The sequence below is a fragment of the Pseudoalteromonas sp. R3 genome, from assembly GCF_004014715.1.
Taxonomy (GTDB): Bacteria; Pseudomonadota; Gammaproteobacteria; order Enterobacterales; family Alteromonadaceae; genus Pseudoalteromonas.
In genome coordinates, this window is record NZ_CP034835.1 from 2,635,575 (window position 1) to 2,653,034 (window position 17,460).

General features: G+C 48.0%; 15 protein-coding genes and 1 pseudogene. 13 read left to right on the forward strand and 3 right to left on the reverse strand.

Features of this window, described 5'->3' with window-relative positions; translation table 11 throughout:
• The 3 genes from ELR70_RS16465 to ELR70_RS16475 all read left to right on the forward strand — a co-directional run bounded on the left by ELR70_RS16465 (position 1) and on the right by ELR70_RS16475 (position 4,162).
• Positions 1 to 552: a hypothetical protein gene (locus ELR70_RS16465; RefSeq protein WP_054016843.1), complete on the forward strand. Its 552-nt coding sequence runs from the start codon at positions 1 to 3 to the stop codon at positions 550 to 552.
• On the forward strand, positions 549 to 3,326 hold the full coding sequence (locus tag ELR70_RS16470) for an ATPase (RefSeq protein ID WP_054016842.1): 2,778 nt from the start codon (positions 549 to 551) through the stop codon (positions 3,324 to 3,326). Before ELR70_RS16465 ends, ELR70_RS16470 begins: the two co-directional genes overlap by 4 nt.
• Positions 3,327 to 3,580: 254 nt before the next feature.
• Positions 3,581 to 4,162: a DUF4136 domain-containing protein gene (locus tag ELR70_RS16475; protein ID WP_054016841.1), complete on the forward strand. Its 582-nt coding sequence runs from the start codon at positions 3,581 to 3,583 to the stop codon at positions 4,160 to 4,162.
• A gap of 64 nt (positions 4,163 to 4,226) precedes the next feature.
• Here ELR70_RS16475 and ELR70_RS16480 read toward each other — a convergent pair whose 3' ends face one another.
• Both ELR70_RS16480 and ELR70_RS16485 read right to left on the reverse strand, forming a co-directional pair.
• Positions 4,227 to 6,893 (reverse strand): TonB-dependent receptor, encoded by a 2,667-nt coding sequence (locus ELR70_RS16480; protein ID WP_054016840.1) that lies wholly within the window; start codon positions 6,891 to 6,893, stop codon positions 4,227 to 4,229.
• Between the two features lie 234 nt (positions 6,894 to 7,127).
• Positions 7,128 to 7,559 (reverse strand): hypothetical protein, encoded by a 432-nt coding sequence (locus ELR70_RS16485; protein WP_054016839.1) that lies wholly within the window; start codon positions 7,557 to 7,559, stop codon positions 7,128 to 7,130.
• A gap of 295 nt (positions 7,560 to 7,854) precedes the next feature.
• On the opposite strand from ELR70_RS16485, the gene xthA reads away from it, so the two are divergent.
• Genes xthA through rlmA form a run of 3 tightly spaced genes read left to right on the forward strand, consistent with a single transcriptional unit; the run spans position 7,855 to position 10,096 of the window.
• The gene (xthA, locus tag ELR70_RS16490) at positions 7,855 to 8,664 is read left to right on the forward strand and encodes an exodeoxyribonuclease III (RefSeq protein ID WP_054016838.1); all 810 of its coding nucleotides are present in this window, start codon (positions 7,855 to 7,857) and stop codon (positions 8,662 to 8,664) included.
• A gap of 5 nt (positions 8,665 to 8,669) precedes the next feature.
• Entirely contained in the window at positions 8,670 to 9,296 is a 627-nt protein-coding gene (locus ELR70_RS16495; RefSeq protein WP_054016837.1) for an energy-coupling factor ABC transporter permease, read from the forward strand.
• Positions 9,293 to 10,096 (forward strand): 23S rRNA (guanine(745)-N(1))-methyltransferase, encoded by an 804-nt coding sequence (rlmA, locus tag ELR70_RS16500; protein WP_054016836.1) that lies wholly within the window; start codon positions 9,293 to 9,295, stop codon positions 10,094 to 10,096. The genes ELR70_RS16495 and rlmA overlap by 4 nt, the downstream gene beginning before the upstream one ends.
• Positions 10,097 to 10,145: 49 nt before the next feature.
• On the opposite strand, the pseudogene yfbV reads toward rlmA, so the two are convergent.
• A pseudogene (yfbV, locus tag ELR70_RS16505) lies at positions 10,146 to 10,528 on the reverse strand (terminus macrodomain insulation protein YfbV).
• A 385-nt stretch (positions 10,529 to 10,913) separates the two neighbouring features.
• On the opposite strand from yfbV, the gene ELR70_RS16510 reads away from it, so the two are divergent.
• The 7 genes from ELR70_RS16510 to ELR70_RS16540 all read left to right on the forward strand — a co-directional run bounded on the left by ELR70_RS16510 (position 10,914) and on the right by ELR70_RS16540 (position 17,457).
• A complete protein-coding gene (locus ELR70_RS16510; protein WP_054016834.1) occupies positions 10,914 to 12,113 on the forward strand; it encodes an acetate kinase in 1,200 nt (399 codons plus the stop codon).
• Positions 12,114 to 12,116: 3 nt separating this feature from the next.
• Entirely contained in the window at positions 12,117 to 14,264 is a 2,148-nt protein-coding gene (pta, locus tag ELR70_RS16515) for a phosphate acetyltransferase (protein ID WP_054016833.1), read from the forward strand.
• 146 nt (positions 14,265 to 14,410) lie between these two features.
• On the forward strand, positions 14,411 to 14,791 hold the full coding sequence (locus ELR70_RS16520) for an ACT domain-containing protein (protein ID WP_054016832.1): 381 nt from the start codon (positions 14,411 to 14,413) through the stop codon (positions 14,789 to 14,791).
• A complete protein-coding gene (locus tag ELR70_RS16525) occupies positions 14,791 to 15,297 on the forward strand; it encodes a PTS glucose transporter subunit IIA (RefSeq protein ID WP_082353296.1) in 507 nt (168 codons plus the stop codon). Before ELR70_RS16520 ends, ELR70_RS16525 begins: the two co-directional genes overlap by 1 nt.
• Positions 15,294 to 15,644 carry an ArsC family reductase gene (locus ELR70_RS16530; RefSeq protein WP_054016830.1) on the forward strand — a complete coding sequence of 117 codons (351 nt, stop codon included), beginning with the start codon at positions 15,294 to 15,296 and terminating at the stop codon, positions 15,642 to 15,644. The genes ELR70_RS16525 and ELR70_RS16530 overlap by 4 nt, the downstream gene beginning before the upstream one ends.
• Positions 15,641 to 16,780, forward strand: coding sequence for a succinyl-diaminopimelate desuccinylase (gene dapE, locus ELR70_RS16535; protein WP_054016829.1), 1,140 nt, complete (start codon positions 15,641 to 15,643; stop codon positions 16,778 to 16,780). Before ELR70_RS16530 ends, dapE begins: the two co-directional genes overlap by 4 nt.
• Positions 16,777 to 17,457 carry a M15 family metallopeptidase gene (locus tag ELR70_RS16540; protein ID WP_054016828.1) on the forward strand — a complete coding sequence of 227 codons (681 nt, stop codon included), beginning with the start codon at positions 16,777 to 16,779 and terminating at the stop codon, positions 17,455 to 17,457. Before dapE ends, ELR70_RS16540 begins: the two co-directional genes overlap by 4 nt.
• The last annotated feature ends 3 nt before the right edge of the window (positions 17,458 to 17,460 follow it).

Genomic DNA, 17,460 nt, shown 5'->3' on the forward strand with positions numbered 1-17,460 from the left:
ATGACACAGATTAATCTAGACGAACTCAGCCAGTTACAGGCGATCAATAAGAAATTGGTCAGTGGCTACCATATCAGCGAACAGGACACCACACAGTGGCAGGAGCTGGATCAGCATATCGAATCTTACCAGGCACTGTTCAGCGCCCTTGGCCACGACCTGCAACACGACAGCCGCGGCTTTTATTATCTGGCCAGCGACGAAAGCACCCCCAACATGGGTAAGATCTCCCGGGCCATCGCACTGACCGTATTTATCCTGATCGAGCATTTTGCCAACCAGGGTAAAGATCCTTTGCGCGCCCTGTTTGACGAAGTATTAGACCTGGAGCTGATGCAGACTCTGGTGCAGCTTAACAAGCACCTGTTTGATCAGCTGGAGATTTTCTCAGGCTCAGATCTGCGTAAAGACGTGTGTCTGCGTATGGTTCGCCTGGGTCTGGCGCGTGAAGTAGAGCAAGGCTTTTCGCTGCTGGCGCCGGTTTATCGTTATATCGATGCACTGATGGAAGTAAACGAAGACAATTACGACACACTTGAGGATGAAGTATGAACAAGCTGTATGGTCTCAGTAAACTGGCCCTGCTCAACACCGCCGGTTATGCCAAGTGTGTGATCCCACTCGATAAAAGTGCCTCTATCTGTGCGCCTAACAACACAGGTAAAAGTTCGGTGATCAATGCGCTTCAATTCCCGCTTATTAATGATTTACGCCTGACCGAGTGGGATGGTCACGATCTGGAAGAAACGCGAAAGTTCTACTTTTCGAGCGATCAGTCTTATATCTTGCTTGAAGCCAACCTGCCCCATGGCGACGTGGTGATAGGCGTTGCGGGTTTAGGTAAAATTGCCGGCTATGCCCACCAGTTCTTTTGCTACAACGGCAAACTCAACCTGGATGACTTTACCCATGGTAAAAGCATCATCAAATACACCAAACTGTTCAATCACTTGCAGGAAAAAGGCTTTAGCCCGGTTGAGTTAAAGGCCGCGGAGCTGAATGCATTATTGACTGGCGGTGCAACGCCATACGATGGTGACATCAACCTCAAGATGATCCCACTGAATAATGTTCAAGATGCCGCAGTATATAAAGAGATCTTCCGTCGTATCCTGAACCTGCACAAACTAGGCGCCCACGACGTAAAACGCTTTATGCTCAAGGTGTTTGAACGGCATATGTCTAACTCTAAAGTCGACTTCTATGAAGTCTGGCGTCGTGCGTTTGATAAAGTAAACCGCTCTCGCCGTGAGCTGAACGCACTGGAGTCTATGCAAGAACCTATTGCTGCGCTGGAGCAAATGATCGAAGGCGAAGCAACGCTCAAGGGCAAGCTTGCCGCTTATGCACCTAAGCTCGACAAAGCCATTGTGGAGTTTGATGAGTATCAGCAGAGCCAAATTGGCGAGCTTAATGATCAGCTTGAAAACATCGAGCAGGAAAAGCGCGACTTTGAAGAAAAGCAACAGCTGTATGTGCAGCAGTCTCGTGATATTGAACGTAAGCAAACTCAGATTGAGCAATGGTTTACCGACTATCACGCACTCAAATCCGAATTTGAGCTGACCAATCATGCCACGCTGAAAACCAACCTGACGCTACTGAAAAAAGAGTACGAACAGCTGTCGTTCTCGATTAACAGTGCGCAGGGCCAGAGTCTGCATACCCTGGACTACCGGATTGGCGAAACACAAAAGCAGGTTAAGAGCCTGAAACTGCAGATGAAAAACCTGGAGTTCAACCTCTTTACCCGAATGCGTGAAGACCTGTCACTCAAAGAAGTCGAAGAGATCTCTCGTATTCTGAACCCGGATATTTTGTCTTTTGCTACCACAGGTAAGGGCGAAGTCGAGATCAGTGACGACGATGCCTTCGGTGATTTCCTGGCCCAGCTGTCTACGGCAGTCAAAGGCGGCGAACTTAAACTGCCCGGCGCCACCATTAAGCTGAAAAAGCTGGCGCCGGTACAAATGCAAAGCGGCGAAAACAAAGCCCAGTTGCAAGCAAAGTTAGACGCATTACAGCAATCGTTACTGGAGCTGAAGCAACAGCGCGAAGTGTCTGCCAATGTGGCCGAAAAACAGCAAGAGCGTGATGCCCTGTACGATGAACTAATGGCCACCGAAGCGGCACTGAAGCGCTTTGAGCAATTCCAGACCATGGCGCAGTCGGCGGAAGCACAACAGGCATTGCAGGATCAGCTGCAGGCCGAACGTGAACAGGTCGATGACTACCTGCAGGATGTTCAGCGTAATGCTGGCTCCATTTCCGATCGCCGCTCTATTATCAAGAGCAAACAAGATTTGGTCCTGCGCCAGGCAGATCGCCTTAAGCAAGTGAAATCGGAGCGCATCGACCACACGCTGGATTTGTATAGTGGTAAGCAAACCCCCTACCCGGTTGAGATCAATCTGGACTTTGACAACCTGGCGGAAGTGATTCATCAGTTCAACAAAGACTGTCAGGAACTGCGCAACCTGGATGTCAATGTGCGCAATACTTATTTGCACATTTACAATGCCGGTATTACCAAGTTCGATAATGAAACAGACGACGCGACAAAATACGCCAAGCTGATCAGCGCCTATCACAACATAGACAATGAGCGTGATGCGGTGGAGCGCCAGGCACGGGTTGCTCTGACTGAAGTTGCGGCGACCATTAAAGGCCTGCGTGAAGACTTAGACCGCCTGCGTCGGGAAATGAACAGCTTTAATAAGGGCATTAGTCAGCACCGCATCTCTAACCTTAAAGCCTTTAAGATCAATGTGATCCCAAGAAAAATGCTGGTAGAGAGTATCGATACCATTATCGCAACCTCTGACTTGTATGAGCAAGGTGAGAGCTTTGATTTGTTAAGCGAACAGCCAGCCGACAGTAATGCCGTTAACGAGGCGAAAGATCACATTATCAAATTGGCCAGTGACAAAGCTGGCCTGACACTGACCGATCTGTTTGATATCCGCTTTGAGGTAGTCAATCGCGCAGGCGATACCGAGCACTTTGATAAAATTGACTCTGCCGGTTCGAATGGTACACGGATCACCATTAAGTTGTTGTGTGGTATGTTGTTTATTCGCTACCTGCTTTCCGATCAGGAACAAGCGATGTATCGTATTCCGATTTACATTGATGAAGCGGCCGACATCGACCCGCAAAACCAGAAGGCGATCATCGAAACCGCCCTCAGCTTTGGTTTCGTACCGATTTTCGCGTCAGTAAAACCTCAGATCAGTTGTGACTACCTGGTGCCAATCCGCAGCGTCAACCAGGGCAGCCAGAACTGGGTTGACGAAAAAGACTGGATCGAAGTCGAACACAGTTAATATCAAAAGGGCACAATTGAGTGCCCTTTTTTGTGCGCGTCGGTTAAACCGCAAATAAGTTGTGATTATCTGGTGCCAATCCGCAGCGTCAATCAGGGCAGCCAGAACTGGGTTGACGAAAAAGACTGGATCGAAGTCGAACACAATTAATATCAAAAGGGCACAATTGAGTGCCCTTTTTTGTGATGATCTTCCCACTTTAACTGTCGTATACTAAGGTACGCGTTAGATTTTATGTTTTTAAGGAGTAAGCCATGCTGAACCAACTGAAAAAACACCTTGTCAGCACCCGGACCTTTGCCGTTGTGGCAAGTTTACTGATGCTCAGTGCCTGTGGCACCACACCAGATTGGGACTACGACAAGTCTGTAGAGTTTGCCAATTACAAAACCTATGCCTGGTCAGCTGAAGCCAGCTTGCAAGCACGTCCGCAAAACTATCAAGTCAACGGACTAATGGAAAAACGCATTCGTAACGCCATTACCGAGCAAATGGCCAGCCAGGGGTTCAAATTGGCAGACCCGGCTCAGGCAGATATATTGATCAACTACCACGTTGCCGTCGACAAAAAGCTTGAGGTGGATACCTTCAAGGTCAGTTATGGTGCACGCTGGAGCTACTGGGGCTGGGGCGTCGACCATCACACCACAGCAAGAGAATATAAAGTGGGTACACTGGTGGTCGATATTATCGACCGTACTTCTAACCAATTAGTCTGGCGCGGTGCCAAAGAAAGCCGTTTGCGCGCAAAACAAACACCAGAGCAACGTACCGAATCTATAAATAAAACCATTGCTGAGATCCTGGCAAACTTCCCGCCTAAAGTTCAACATTAAACAACCACAAAAAAGCCAGTGTGTCTTTCGATAACACTGGCTTTTTGCATTCTTACACCGTTAATTAAAACTGATAGCCAAACTTCAGATATACCTGGCGACCCAAAGCGCTGTGGGTCTTGTTATCAATACCCATAGATTCAGACGGAGCCAGGGGCGCCTCTTCATTAAACAGGTTTGATGCACCTAAAGTCACGGTTAGTTTTTCGTAGCCGACATAGCTTACGCTGGTATCAACCGTCGTCCAGGAGTCGATTTCATATTTATCCCCGTTGCTGTCTGCCAGGTCCAGGTTCTTATCAACATAGTTAAAACTCAGGTTAGCGACAAAGTCATCCATCGACCAGTCAACCCCGGCTGTCCAACGGTATTTAGGGTGCTGGTACTCACCATTGAGGTCTTCAACAACCGTCGTAGTATTTCCGTCATCATCACTTTCAAACGATTGCTCTTCAAAGTTCAGTGTATAAGTGAGGTTGTAATTAAAACGGAATTCACCCATCTCAGAAGTGTTAAGCAAATATTCGATGTCTAAGTCCAGACCGTCCGTTTCACGACCACCAATGTTCACGAAGGTATCATTGATTGTCAGGATACGGCCTAAAGTGCTGCCCTGGCTGGGAGCGCGCACAACCAGATTAGGATCGGTACCACAACAGTCGACCAGCTTTTGCGCACCAATTTTCTTGATCAAGTCTTCCTGATCATAATTCCAGTAGTCTACCCCAATACTAAAGGTGTCCGTTGCCTGCCAGATCACGCCCAGGTTGAAGTTCTCCGACTCTTCCGGTTGCAATTGCTTGTTACCTGCAACGATGGCGGTATATTCGGTAGGTGAACAATCCACATCAGCACCTGTTTGCTTACAACGCTCTTTGTCAATCACACTCGGTGATTCGTCGGTGCGCCCCAGATGCAACTGAACGAGCGAAGGTGCGCGGAATGCCGTGCCCCAGGAGCCGCGCACCACAACAGAATCTATGGGTGTCCAGCGAAAGGCGACTTTAGGATCCGTGGTATTACCAAAATCACTGTAATCCTCGTGGCGCAGTGCTAACTGAAGTTCAAGGTTATCCAGTAATGGCGCGCTAAATTCCGCAAAGACCGCGGTATTGTCCCGATCACCATTGGCTTGTGTCGCTTCGGTGCCAAAAATTTCACCGCGGATATACTGACTATCCGGATTGTCTTCAATTTTCTCGTAGCGGTGCTCAAAACCGAACGCCGCAGAGACATAACCATCCCCAAATTCAAATAGCTCACCGGAAATGGTGCCATCAAGTGATTGCATGGTCGAAGAGCCATATCGGGTGGTCGTTGTCTCAAAAAAGTCCAATCCGGCCTGAGTATTTGAACTTGGCTCAAACGGGTTCCACAGGCCCGTATCTATTGCTTGCTGAGCGCGTAATTTATTGGGGAAGCCATCGAAGCCTTTTTCAACGGCGCTAGAGCGGATAGCTGAGTAAGCAAACTCCCATTCCCAATCCTGCCATTGACCACGCATCCCCATCACAGCACGATAGTATTCCGAGTCAACGTCTTTTTTACGGTTGCCAATGTCGACGGTCCGGCGTCGCATTGAGATGTCTACACCATGAAGGAAGTGATCGGGCTGATCAGCCAGGGGATGGTTGGGGTTGTCACCCGCCATTGTCAGTTCAGTAAAACTCGGGCTTCCGGCACCCTGAATAAAGGTCGAGGCATGCTGCGCCGAAAACTCAGCGAAGCCTTCAATACCGTCCATGATCTCCTGGACACCATTGTAGTTAAAAGTCACTCGCTCGGTTGAGGGCACCAGGCTCATATGCGGCGCATAGTCATAACGACATACATCCCCGATAATCATGTCCGCAGGACAGACATCATTACCCCATACATCAGCGAACAGAGTTTGGCGAACTTGGGTGCCATCGTCCTCTACACGTACAACGGGTAAGCGCGCCCACTGTTCGTCCGTTAACATGTTACGAACCACTTCTACGCTACCAGGGAAACCAGATGAACTTAGCGAGTTATTACCGCCACGAAAACGTTGGTCAGCCGTTGCTGTATAATCCCGATCGGAGTAAAAAACATCACCACGTTTGAAGTAATCAAGCGTAAAGTTGTGATGTCCTTTGCTGGTAGAGTTACCCCAAAGTAAAGTAAAGTTTTGCTCTTCGCCGCCACCATCGGCTGTATCAGAGACTTTAGCCGCGACTTCAAAGCCATCGATGTCGTTACGTAAGATGATGTTAATAACACCTGCCACCGCATCTGATCCATAGGTAGCCGATGCGCCATCTTTAAGTACATCAATGCGCTTTACCGCAGAAACCGGGATGGTATTTAAGTCAACGAAAGACGTTTCTATGTCTTTTGCAAATGGGCTTACAGCCACCCGTCGACCATTAATCAATACCAGAGTCGATGATGCACCAAGGCCACGTAACGCGACGCTGGAACCACCGTTAGCGGTGTCATCACTGGAGTTACCCTGAGTACTAAAAGTACCCGTGCCAGCAACCGGTAGCTTTTGTAAAGCACCAATCAGATCAGTTGACCCTGTGGCAGCGAGATCAGATGCTGAAATAGTTTGAACCGGTGAAGGTCCTTCCATGTCAGAGCGTTTGATGTGTGATCCCGTCACCTCAATGCGTTCAACTTCACCTTCTTCCGCCATGGCAACCTGTAAACTACCTGAAAGTACTGTTGAGACCGCCAGTGCAGTAAGTGTAATCCCCTTTTTCATTCTTCCTCTTCTCCATAGTGTTAATTATATTTGTAATAACCAAACATTTTATAACATATGAAAAACACATTAAGAACATATATGTAATACAAAAGAGAAACAAATTAATGCAGAGGTTACATTTTAGCATGTAGATTACATGAAAACTCGACCGGTGATGCTCTGGAAGATGCATTTACAGCGAGATCAAAAAAGCCCGCACTGCGGGCTTTTTATTGCATTTATCGCGGATATTTAGATAGCAGTATTATTGATGTTTTTAATAAACTGCTTAACCGGTACATCATTGCACTTCAGGTTACGTGTCTGATGGCGAAGTTTACCCAGACTGGAAAGTCCCTCTTTAGCTGCTTTCAGACAAAGCTCAGTAGCAATCGTGCTGTTTTTAGCGACAAGCTTCACTTTCGCTTCGGTATTCGCAGACTCAGCCTGTGCCTGTTTGGCAAATGAACGGATGTCTTCACCGTTACACTCAAGCGTCTTAGAAAAACGTGATACGAATACACCGTGCTTCGCTCCATATGCACGTGCAGCACTCAGACCTTGTTCCGCCGCGATAGCGCATACTTTAGATTCTGGTGATGCGTTACCGCTCACAACTGGTGCAGCAGTAGCAGAAAAAGATGCAATCGAGATCAGTGTAACAAGAGAGAGAGACTTAAACATAATTTACCCCAAATGAACGAATTGGTGCGCATTATATATACAAGTTTTAGTGTGTAAATGGTAAAAATGAACTTTCTTGATCATTTAATAGCCTATTCACATCTCCCTAATCAGGCGCTTTAAAGCCGTTACAATTTTCGCATTCATTAACAATTTTAGACGGCGCAATTCCCAATTTTTAGAACACCTGAAGGGCCGAACATACCCAGCTAAATTCGCACCTGCCCCTCCATTCACGCAGACAAAAATGATAGACTTAACGTCACTGACTATATGCAAATTAAGAACAACAACGATGAAAGTTATCTCATTCAATATAAATGGCCTGCGCGCTCGCCTGCACCAACTGCAAGCCCTTATCGACAAACATCAACCTGATGTAATTGGGCTGCAGGAAATCAAAGTACATGACGAAGCCTTTCCCGTCGCGGATGTTGAGGCAATGGGCTACCATGTCTATTTTCACGGACAAAAAGCGCACTATGGTGTTGCACTGCTCTCGAAAAAACCTGCCAAATTGATCCAAAAAGGGTTTGCAACAGATACCGAAGAGTCGCAGAAGCGGATGATCATCGGCACCTTTGAAAGTGACAATGGTGAAGACGTCACGGTGATGAATGGTTACTTCCCGCAGGGTGATAACATTAATCACGAAACCAAATTTCCGTACAAACGTCAGTTCTATGCTGATTTAATGACCCACCTGAACACGACAGCAGATAACGGCGAAAATCTGATAGTCATGGGTGATATCAATATTTCCCCTGTTGATTTGGATATCGGCATTGGCGAGCCTAATCGCAAGCGCTGGCTGAAAACCGGCAAATGCTCGTTCCAGCCAATTGAGCGTGAGTGGCTGCAAACTCTACTGGACTGGGGTCTCAAAGATACCTTCCGTGAATTAACACCGGATGCCTGTGATAAATATTCCTGGTTTGACTATCGCTCTAAGGGATTTGATGACAATCGTGGCCTGCGCATCGACGTTGTTCTAGCTACAGCTCCTTTGATGGCAAAATGTGTCGAAAGCGACATTGATTATGAACTGCGAGGCATTGAAAAGCCCTCAGACCATGCGCCGGTATGGGCAACGTTTAATTTATAGTTGATATGTTCACCGCTGTTGTAGCTATGGGCTTATTCGCCCTGAGTATTAATAAAAAACAGTATCAGGCACTGTTGCAAACGCCGGCACGGCAAACCGGCGTGCTGGCTTGTGCGCTGGTAATGGCACTGTTGTGGCAGATCCAGGCTGGTATATTACCGCAATTGTCTATCCATATTTTGGGGATCACCGCGGCGACACTCACACTTGGCTGGCATATGGGCCTGCTGTGCACTACGCTGGCAGCTTTGCTCAGTTACTTCTTTGGCCCTATGCCAATCGACAACTTTTGGGCATTTTGGCTGTTTACTGCCCTGCTACCTGTCTATTTGAGCTATAGCCTGTTTTTACTCTGCTACCACTTTCTCAGCCGCCACTTTTTCGTATATATCTTTGTCTGTGCATTTTTGTGCGGGGGTCTGGTAGCTGCCAGTAAAATAGCGATAAGTGCGCTTTACTACCTCAGTATCGGACTTTATGACTGGCCCGTGCTGGTCGACAATTATATTTTTTACGCGATCATCATGTGGTTTCCGGAAGCCATGCTTAACGGAATGGCCATCACCTTACTGATCACCTACCGACCACACTGGGTCAAAACCTTTTATGATAGGGACTACTTAGATAAATGACGCTGCATTATCGCTGCCCCATTTGCTCAACACCTTTGACAGAGCAAAACAAAACGCTTCGTTGTGATCACAATCATCAGTTTGATGTGGCAAAAGAAGGGTATGTTAACCTGCTTCCGGTCCAGTTTAAAAACTCCCGCCAGCCTGGTGATAATCTGGATATGGTGCAGGCTCGGCGTGCTTTTTTTGCCACCCAGCACTATCAGTTTTTACAAACCCACCTTGCGCACACTATTTCAGCTATGCCCTGCGCATCTGTCATAGACTTGGGCTGTGGAGAGGGCTTTTATACTCAGGCTATTGCCAGCGCGCTACCTGAGACCAGTCAGGTATTTGGCGTGGACATTTCTAAACCGGCTATCAGGTACGCAGCAAAACGCTACCCTCAGGTCCACTTTAGTGTCGCTTCAATTAAGGATGCGCCATTCACCGCTGGACAGGCAGATGTGTTGTTAAGTGTATTTGCCCCAGTGTTTGCTGAGGAAATGGCGCGCCTGCTAAAGCCCGAAGGACACTTATTGGTTGTCAGCCCGGGACCTAAGCACCTGTATGAGTTAAAACAACATATCTATGATGACGTACGCCTGCACGACGCGCCAGATTGTCCGCCAGGATTTGTTGAAGTCGAACAGCTTCATCTCGAACAAACACAGCAAGTGGCAACAGACATTGTTAAGCATCTAATCAAGATGACACCATTTGCGTGGAAGTTCAAAGAGAGCCACTATCAAACGCTGGAACAAGCGCCAGATCACCAGGTCACTTTTTCCTTTTTGGTAACTTGCTACCAAAAAGCCTGACCAGGCTGGTGGCAGCACTTATCAAAGATAAAAGAAAACCTCTGGTTTGTCAGAGGTTTTCTTTTGCAAATGCTTTGTCCATTTTCTCAAACATATCTTTGAGCAGTTTAGCCAACTCCCGGTATTTGGGATCCCGAGAGGCATCGGCCTGATAACCATTGGCCACCATTTTGTGATAAAGCTCTTTGTACCAACTATTCAACGCCGGATTCAAGCGTGTATCTGCCCGCTTACCAAGCCACAGCAAACCCTGTACTGGTAAAGACAAAAAGAACAGAGCAATCGTGATGGCCTGAGGTAAATACGCCATTCCCAGGTACGAAGTCTGAATAAAAACTGAGATAAGCGCCAACACCGGCATCACTTGGAGGGCAAATTCAGTCGCCTTAATTACTCTGAATTCGGGAATAACAGCGTCAATTCCTTGCGCATTGGCCACTCTTTGGCGTACTGACGTCCAAGTTGCACTTGTGAAATAAGACTTTTCTGCATCATAACTCCCGGGTGCAAGGGCAAATTTTTACTCGTTATATCAACTTAAAACGGCAACTGACAACTTACATTTGGCCAATTTCGTGAAGCACAGCAACACGATTAACCTCTTGCTTACTTGTCATCGACCGCCGTCTACTTTCCAATCAATAAAACTAGCAACAAATCACGATAAACCAATACCGATGGCCTAACGTTTCTTAAAAAAATCGGGTAAAATTAACTTCATACTCGTCAATTATACCTTAGTCTAATATTAAGCTAAATGCGCCTTTTCATTTAGCTTAATACGCAATAACAGTTATTGTCAAAACGGATAGTCATTATGTCATCTTCCCATGTTCTGGTACTCAATTGTGGCAGCTCCAGCCTCAAGTTCGCAATCATAGACCCAAAAACCGCCCAGGAACACCTTTCTGGACTCGCAGAGCGCCTCGGCGAAAGCGACCCACAGATAAAATATAAACATGAGGGCCAAAAGCACATTGTCGCACTTAAAGCTGGCGATGCTCACCAGGTTGCTATCGACAAACTGGTTGAACTGGTCAAGTCCCTTGGGTTGGACAAAGAGCTGGTTGCCGTGGGTCACCGGGTTGTGCATGGTGGTGAACACTTCACACAGTCCGCACTGATAGATGACACTGTACTCCAGGCAATTGTCAAAACGGCCGACCTGGCGCCATTACATAACCCGGCTAACCTGCTAGGTATTGACGCAGCGACTCAGGCATTTAGCCACTTGCCCCAGGTCGCAGTATTCGACACAGCTTTCCATCAGAGCATGGCACCTACCGCTTACCTGTACGCACTACCCTATGCGCTATACAAAACTCATGGTATTCGTCGTTATGGCTTCCATGGAACTAGTCACTACTTTGTATCGACTCAAGCCATCAAAGCATTAGGCCTTGAGCAGAAAAGTTCTCGCATTATCACGGCACACCTTGGCAATGGCTGCTCTGTATGCGCAATAAAAGACGGTAAGTCGGTGGATACCAGTATGGGGCTGACACCTCTGGAGGGTCTGATCATGGGCACTCGCAGCGGTGATATAGACCCAGGGCTTTTCTCCTACCTGGTTAACCAGCTCGATTACAGCGTTGAACAGGTAGATACCTTACTGAACAAACAAAGTGGTCTGCTGGGGATCAGTGAATTGTCTAATGACTGCCGTACCATCGAGGAAGCTGCTGCGAACGGACACCGACAAGCGACTCTGGCGTTGGAAATGTTTTGTTATCGTCTGGCCAAACAAATTGCCAGTTTTGCTGTGCCCCTGGGTGGTGTTGATGCGCTGGTCTTTACCGGTGGTATTGGTGAAAACTCAGATGTTATCCGCGCTAAAGTAGTTGATCAACTTGGCTTTTTGGGTATGCAGATTGATGAGCAGGCAAACCTGGATGCCCGCTTTGGCAAACAAGGAGAAATTACGCGCTCAGGTGCTGCTACCAAAGCACTGGTGATCCCGACCAATGAAGAGTGGGTGATTGCCCATGATGCCGCGCAACTGGCACAGGAGCATTAAACCATGAGCCGTCGTATTATGTTGATCCCTATTTCAACCGGTGTTGGCTTGACGTCCGTGTCGGTTGGACTGGTGCGCGCGCTGGAACAAAAAGCCGTTGCGGTTAATTTTTTTAAGCCCATTGCACAACCACGAAAGGAAGACACAGGTCCGGAAAAATCAACTTTAATCGTACAGCAAGGTTCATCAATTTCCCCGCCTAAACCATTTGAGCTGAGCTATGCCGAACAAATGATAGGCGACGGCAAAGGTGACGATTTGCTCGAAGAAATAGTCGAGCGCTTTGAAAGTGCCATTAACCCAGGTGAAGTGGCCATTATCGAAGGCATGGTGCCAACACGCCGCCAGCCTTATGCAGGTCGTGTCAACCGAGAAATAGCCCAAACACTCGGTGCAGATATTGTATTTGTACTCACTCCGGGCAACGACAGCAATGACCAACTCGAAGACCGTCTGGAAATCGCCGCTGGTAATTATGGTGGCGTTGACCATGCTCGGGTATTGGGCTGTATCTTCAATAAAGTAAACGCACCACTTGATGAAGACGGCCGAGCACGTGCTGATCTGGTTGACCAGCACGAGCCGGAGCAACTAGAAAATGAGCTTAACAGGCTGGCTTCTTTGCCTATCTTCCGCAAGCACCCTTTCATGTTACTTGGTGCTATCCCATGGGATTTTGATCTGGTCGCGCCGCGAGTGGTTGATCTGAGTAATTATCTGGGTGCGGAAGTGATCAATGCCGGCGACATGGCGCACCGTCGTTTAAGGCGCGTTACGTTTTGTGCCAGAACCGTCTCAAATATCCTCAATCACTTTACGCCTGGCGCCCTGTTGGTAACGCCAGGTGACCGCTCAGATATTCTGGTTGCGGGCTGTTTGAGTGCTATGAACGGCACCAAGCTGGGTGCCATTTTGCTCACTGGCGGATTCAAACCCGAAGCCAAGATCATGGAACTGTGCGAGCAGGCTATGGCAACGGGCCTGCCAATCCTCGCTACCACAGCAGATACCTGGCGTACCTCATTGTTATTGCACAACTTCAACATGGAAGTCCCTGCTGATGATGAACAGCGTATCGACAAAGTGAAACAGCATAATGCCGATCATATTGATGCGGACTGGCTGGACTCACTGGCTCAGGGCGTGGCTCGAACCCGAAAATTATCGCCTCCGGCATTTCGCTTCTTGTTGACTGATTCAGCACGTAAAGCGAATAAAACCATCGTACTACCAGAGGGCAACGAGCCTCGCACTATTAAAGCCGCAGCTATCTGCGGTGAACGAGGCATCGCGAAAACAGTCCTGCTGGGTGACAGAGAAGAAATCGAACGTATTGCCGCGCAGCAAGGGGTAGAGCTTAATGATAATGTCACTATTCTCGACCCCAATGAAGAGGTTGAAAAATACATTGCCCCTATGGTTGAGCTACGCAAAAATAAGGGCCTGACTGAAGTTGTAGCGGCAGAGCAACTGCAGGATAACGTGGTGCTGGGTACCATGATGCTGGCAGAAAACAAAGTGGATGGCTTGGTATCGGGAGCAGTCAACACCACCGCGAACACTATTCGGCCACCACTTCAGCTAATCAAAACGGCCCCGGATTCATCCCTGGTTAGTTCCGTGTTTTTCATGCTGCTGCCCGATCAGGTTCTGGTTTATGGTGACTGTGCCATTAACCCGGATCCTACCGCAGAGCAACTGGCTGACATTGCTATTCAATCTGCTGAGTCTGCCGCTGCGTTTGGCATTGAGCCTAAAGTGGCGATGATCAGCTATAGTACCGGCACATCTGGCCAGGGAGCCGATGTCGACAAAGTGCGTGAAGCAACGCGTATTGCACAACAAAAACGCCCAGATTTGGACATTGACGGGCCACTGCAGTACGACGCAGCCATTATGGAAAATGTCGCACGTAAGAAAGCGCCAAACAGCAAAGTGGCTGGTAAAGCGACGGTATTTGTATTTCCGGACCTCAATACTGGTAATACTACCTATAAAGCTGTTCAGCGAAGTGCTGACCTGATCAGCATAGGGCCAATGCTACAAGGTATGCGTAAGCCTGTTAATGACCTCAGCCGCGGCGCGCTGGTTGATGATATTGTTTATACCATCGCACTTACAGCTATCCAGGCAGGACAAAACGACCAGTAACCTATCAATTGGATTTATCGCCTTGTTCGGGAAGCATACGTGCTTCCCGAATTACACCTTGGCAAGGTGTGCAGTCAACGGAAAAAGGTTTCTTTTGGCCATGCTTGGCTATACTATGAAAGAGTCACAGGTGTCAGGACTCGGATATGTCGAAGCAAACATTGCAGGTATTGCCGCACAATTTTACCATCCATAGTCTGGATAGTGATCAGGCTGTGCCCGCAGAAGTGATGTCCGCTGAGATATTCTTCATTGCAAAAACCTCCGAAGAGCTTTCTATAGTTTGTCCAAGTACACTCCAATTTGACAGTTTTGCGACTGAACCAAACTGGCGTGCACTGGAAATCATTGGGCCGCTGGGATTTTCCCTAACCGGTATCATGGCCAATATTTCAGGCGTGCTGGCCGCAGCGAATGTGTCAATTTTTTCGATTTCCACCTATGACACCGACTACATTTTGGTTAAAGAAGCACAACTTCCTGATGCCATTAAAGCACTCAAAAAAGACGGATACTTGTTTGTCTGATGCACTTATCACAGCAGATTAATTACGCGCCGATTGCGCAAATTGCCAATCCGATCATGCACATTGCCAGCCCCTTTACCGGTAAGGTACATCCACTCAGTCATCATCCCGAGCCTTTGTTTGCCAGCGGCATGCTAGGTCCTGGCGTATGTGTCAAGCTCAATGCAGCGATGATGTTAGCCCCCTGCCCGGCAAAAGTTGAAAAAATCAGCCAACAAGGGTGTGAGTTTGTAATTAGGACAAAGTCTGGTTTGCTGATATTGCTGCACCTGTTGCTGCCAGCAGAATATCGAAAAACAGAGCACCTTATTCAACACAGCTATGGTAAAAAGCAGGTCGCGATGGGCGATATTTTGTGTTATTTCGATGTACCGAGCGATGTCGACATTCTGGGCACCTTAATACTGCTCAATGCAGACAAGCTGGGTCCATGTTATTATCCTTTAAATCAAGTCACTGCGGGCAAAGATCCGCTAATCACATTAGCCAGGGCATGTAATTTATGACCACTATTATGTACGGTATCAGCAACTGCGATACCATTAAAAAAGCCAAGAAATTCCTTGAACAAAACGACATCAGCTATACCTTTCACGATTATCGTAAAGACGGACTGGACGCGCAGATGCTGGCTGAGTTTGTTGATGCATTAGGTTGGGAAAATGTACTCAACAAACGTGGGACGACTTATCGTGCCCTGAGTGATGAAGATAAACAAAACCTTGATGCAGACAGCGCACAAAAACATATGCTGGCAGCACCTGCTATGATCAAGCGCCCCATTTTACTCCACGCAGGTCAATATCACCTTGGCTTTAAAGCACCACAATATCAGGATATTTTCTCGCTATGAGTGAGACACACAGCGAGGTAGTCGCGCTTGCGAAAGCCCTAATCCAGCGCCCTTCCGTTACACCTGAGGACGCTGGGTGTCAGGCCATGCTCAATGAACGTTTAAGTAGGCTGGGCTTTAAAGTTGAAGAGCACTTTTTTGTTGATACGCTCAATACCTGGGCACGCAAAGGCACACAGGGGCCACATTTTTGCTTTGCAGGCCACACAGATGTTGTCCCTGTCGGCAATGAGCGAGACTGGCGTTATCCGCCGTTTTCAGGAGAGATACACGACGGCATGTTACATGGCCGTGGTGCCGCCGATATGAAAGGCTCACTGGCGGCTATGGTTGTGGCCACAGAGCGTTTTGTCGCGCGTTTTCCTGATCATAAAGGGTCGATCAGTTTTTTGATCACCTCAGATGAGGAAGGTCCATTTATTAATGGCACGACTAAAGTGGTTGATTTACTCGAAGCCAGAAATGAGAAAATAGACATGTGTCTGGTTGGCGAGCCATCGTCCAGAGATCAACTGGGTGACGTAGTCAAAAACGGACGCCGTGGCTCACTGACCGGACACCTGACCATCAAGGGCGTGCAAGGTCATGTGGCCTACCCTCACCTTGCCAAAAACCCAATCCACCTTGCTACACCGGCATTAACCGAGCTCAGCACAATACAGTGGGACCAGGGAAATGCGTTTTTCCCGGCTACCAGCTTCCAAATCTCAAACATTCATGGTGGCACCGGAGCAGGTAATGTGATCCCCGGCAGCCTGGACATACAGTTTAACTTTCGCTTCAGTACCGAAGTAACAGCCGAGCAACTCAAGGCCCGGGTGTGTGAGATACTCGACAAGCATGATCTGGACTATGAACTTCACTGGACACTGAATGGCCTGCCCTTTTTAACCGAACCCGGTCCGCTGTTGAATGTAACACTGGACGCCATCAAAACGGTGACAGGCATTGATGCAAACCCCGAAACTACGGGTGGTACCTCAGATGGCCGCTTTATCGCACAAACCGGCTGCAAGGTGATTGAACTGGGTCCAGTCAATGCAACCATTCATCAGGTTAACGAGTGTGTGAATGCAAAATCACTCGACCAGCTAGCTGAAATCTATGAGTTGATCTTGGAGAAACTGCTCTCATGATCCACCTCAGCACACTCGCCTCTCAGGCATGTGGCCTGTCTACCAGCCATCTGGTCTCGTATGACCATGTGTTCATTCACAGCGCCATCCGTCGTGACCTATGCGCCATGAGTGAAGCGGCAAAGCAAGCCGGATTTACGTTCAATATTGCATCGGCTCACCGCGACTTTCACCGTCAATGCCTGATCTGGAACAACAAGGTTGAGGGTGTGCGACCAGTGTTAGACGGTAAAAATGAGCCGGTCGACTTGTCTTTGTTGACACCACAAGCGTGTGTGCATGCCATTATGTTCTACTCTGCTCTGCCCGGTGCCAGCCGCCACCATTTCGGCACCGATCTGGATGTATATGCCAGCAATTGTCTTCCAGCAGAGCAACAGTTGCAGTTAGAGTCCTGGGAATATGAACAGGGTGGCCCTTTTGCCGAATTTAATGACTGGCTGAGTGAAAATCTGGCTGAATTTGGTTTCTTTAGGCCCTATCAGCGTTATCAGGGTGGCGTTGCTGCCGAGCCGTGGCATATCAGTCACAGGCTGAGCGCTACGGGTATGATGAAGGCGTTAAGTGTAGAGACATTGGCAACAGTGCTGCGCAGTCACGACGTTGCAGACAAACACACTATTTTGGAAATGTTGCCGACGCTGTACACACAATACATCGACAACATTTGTGAATAAATT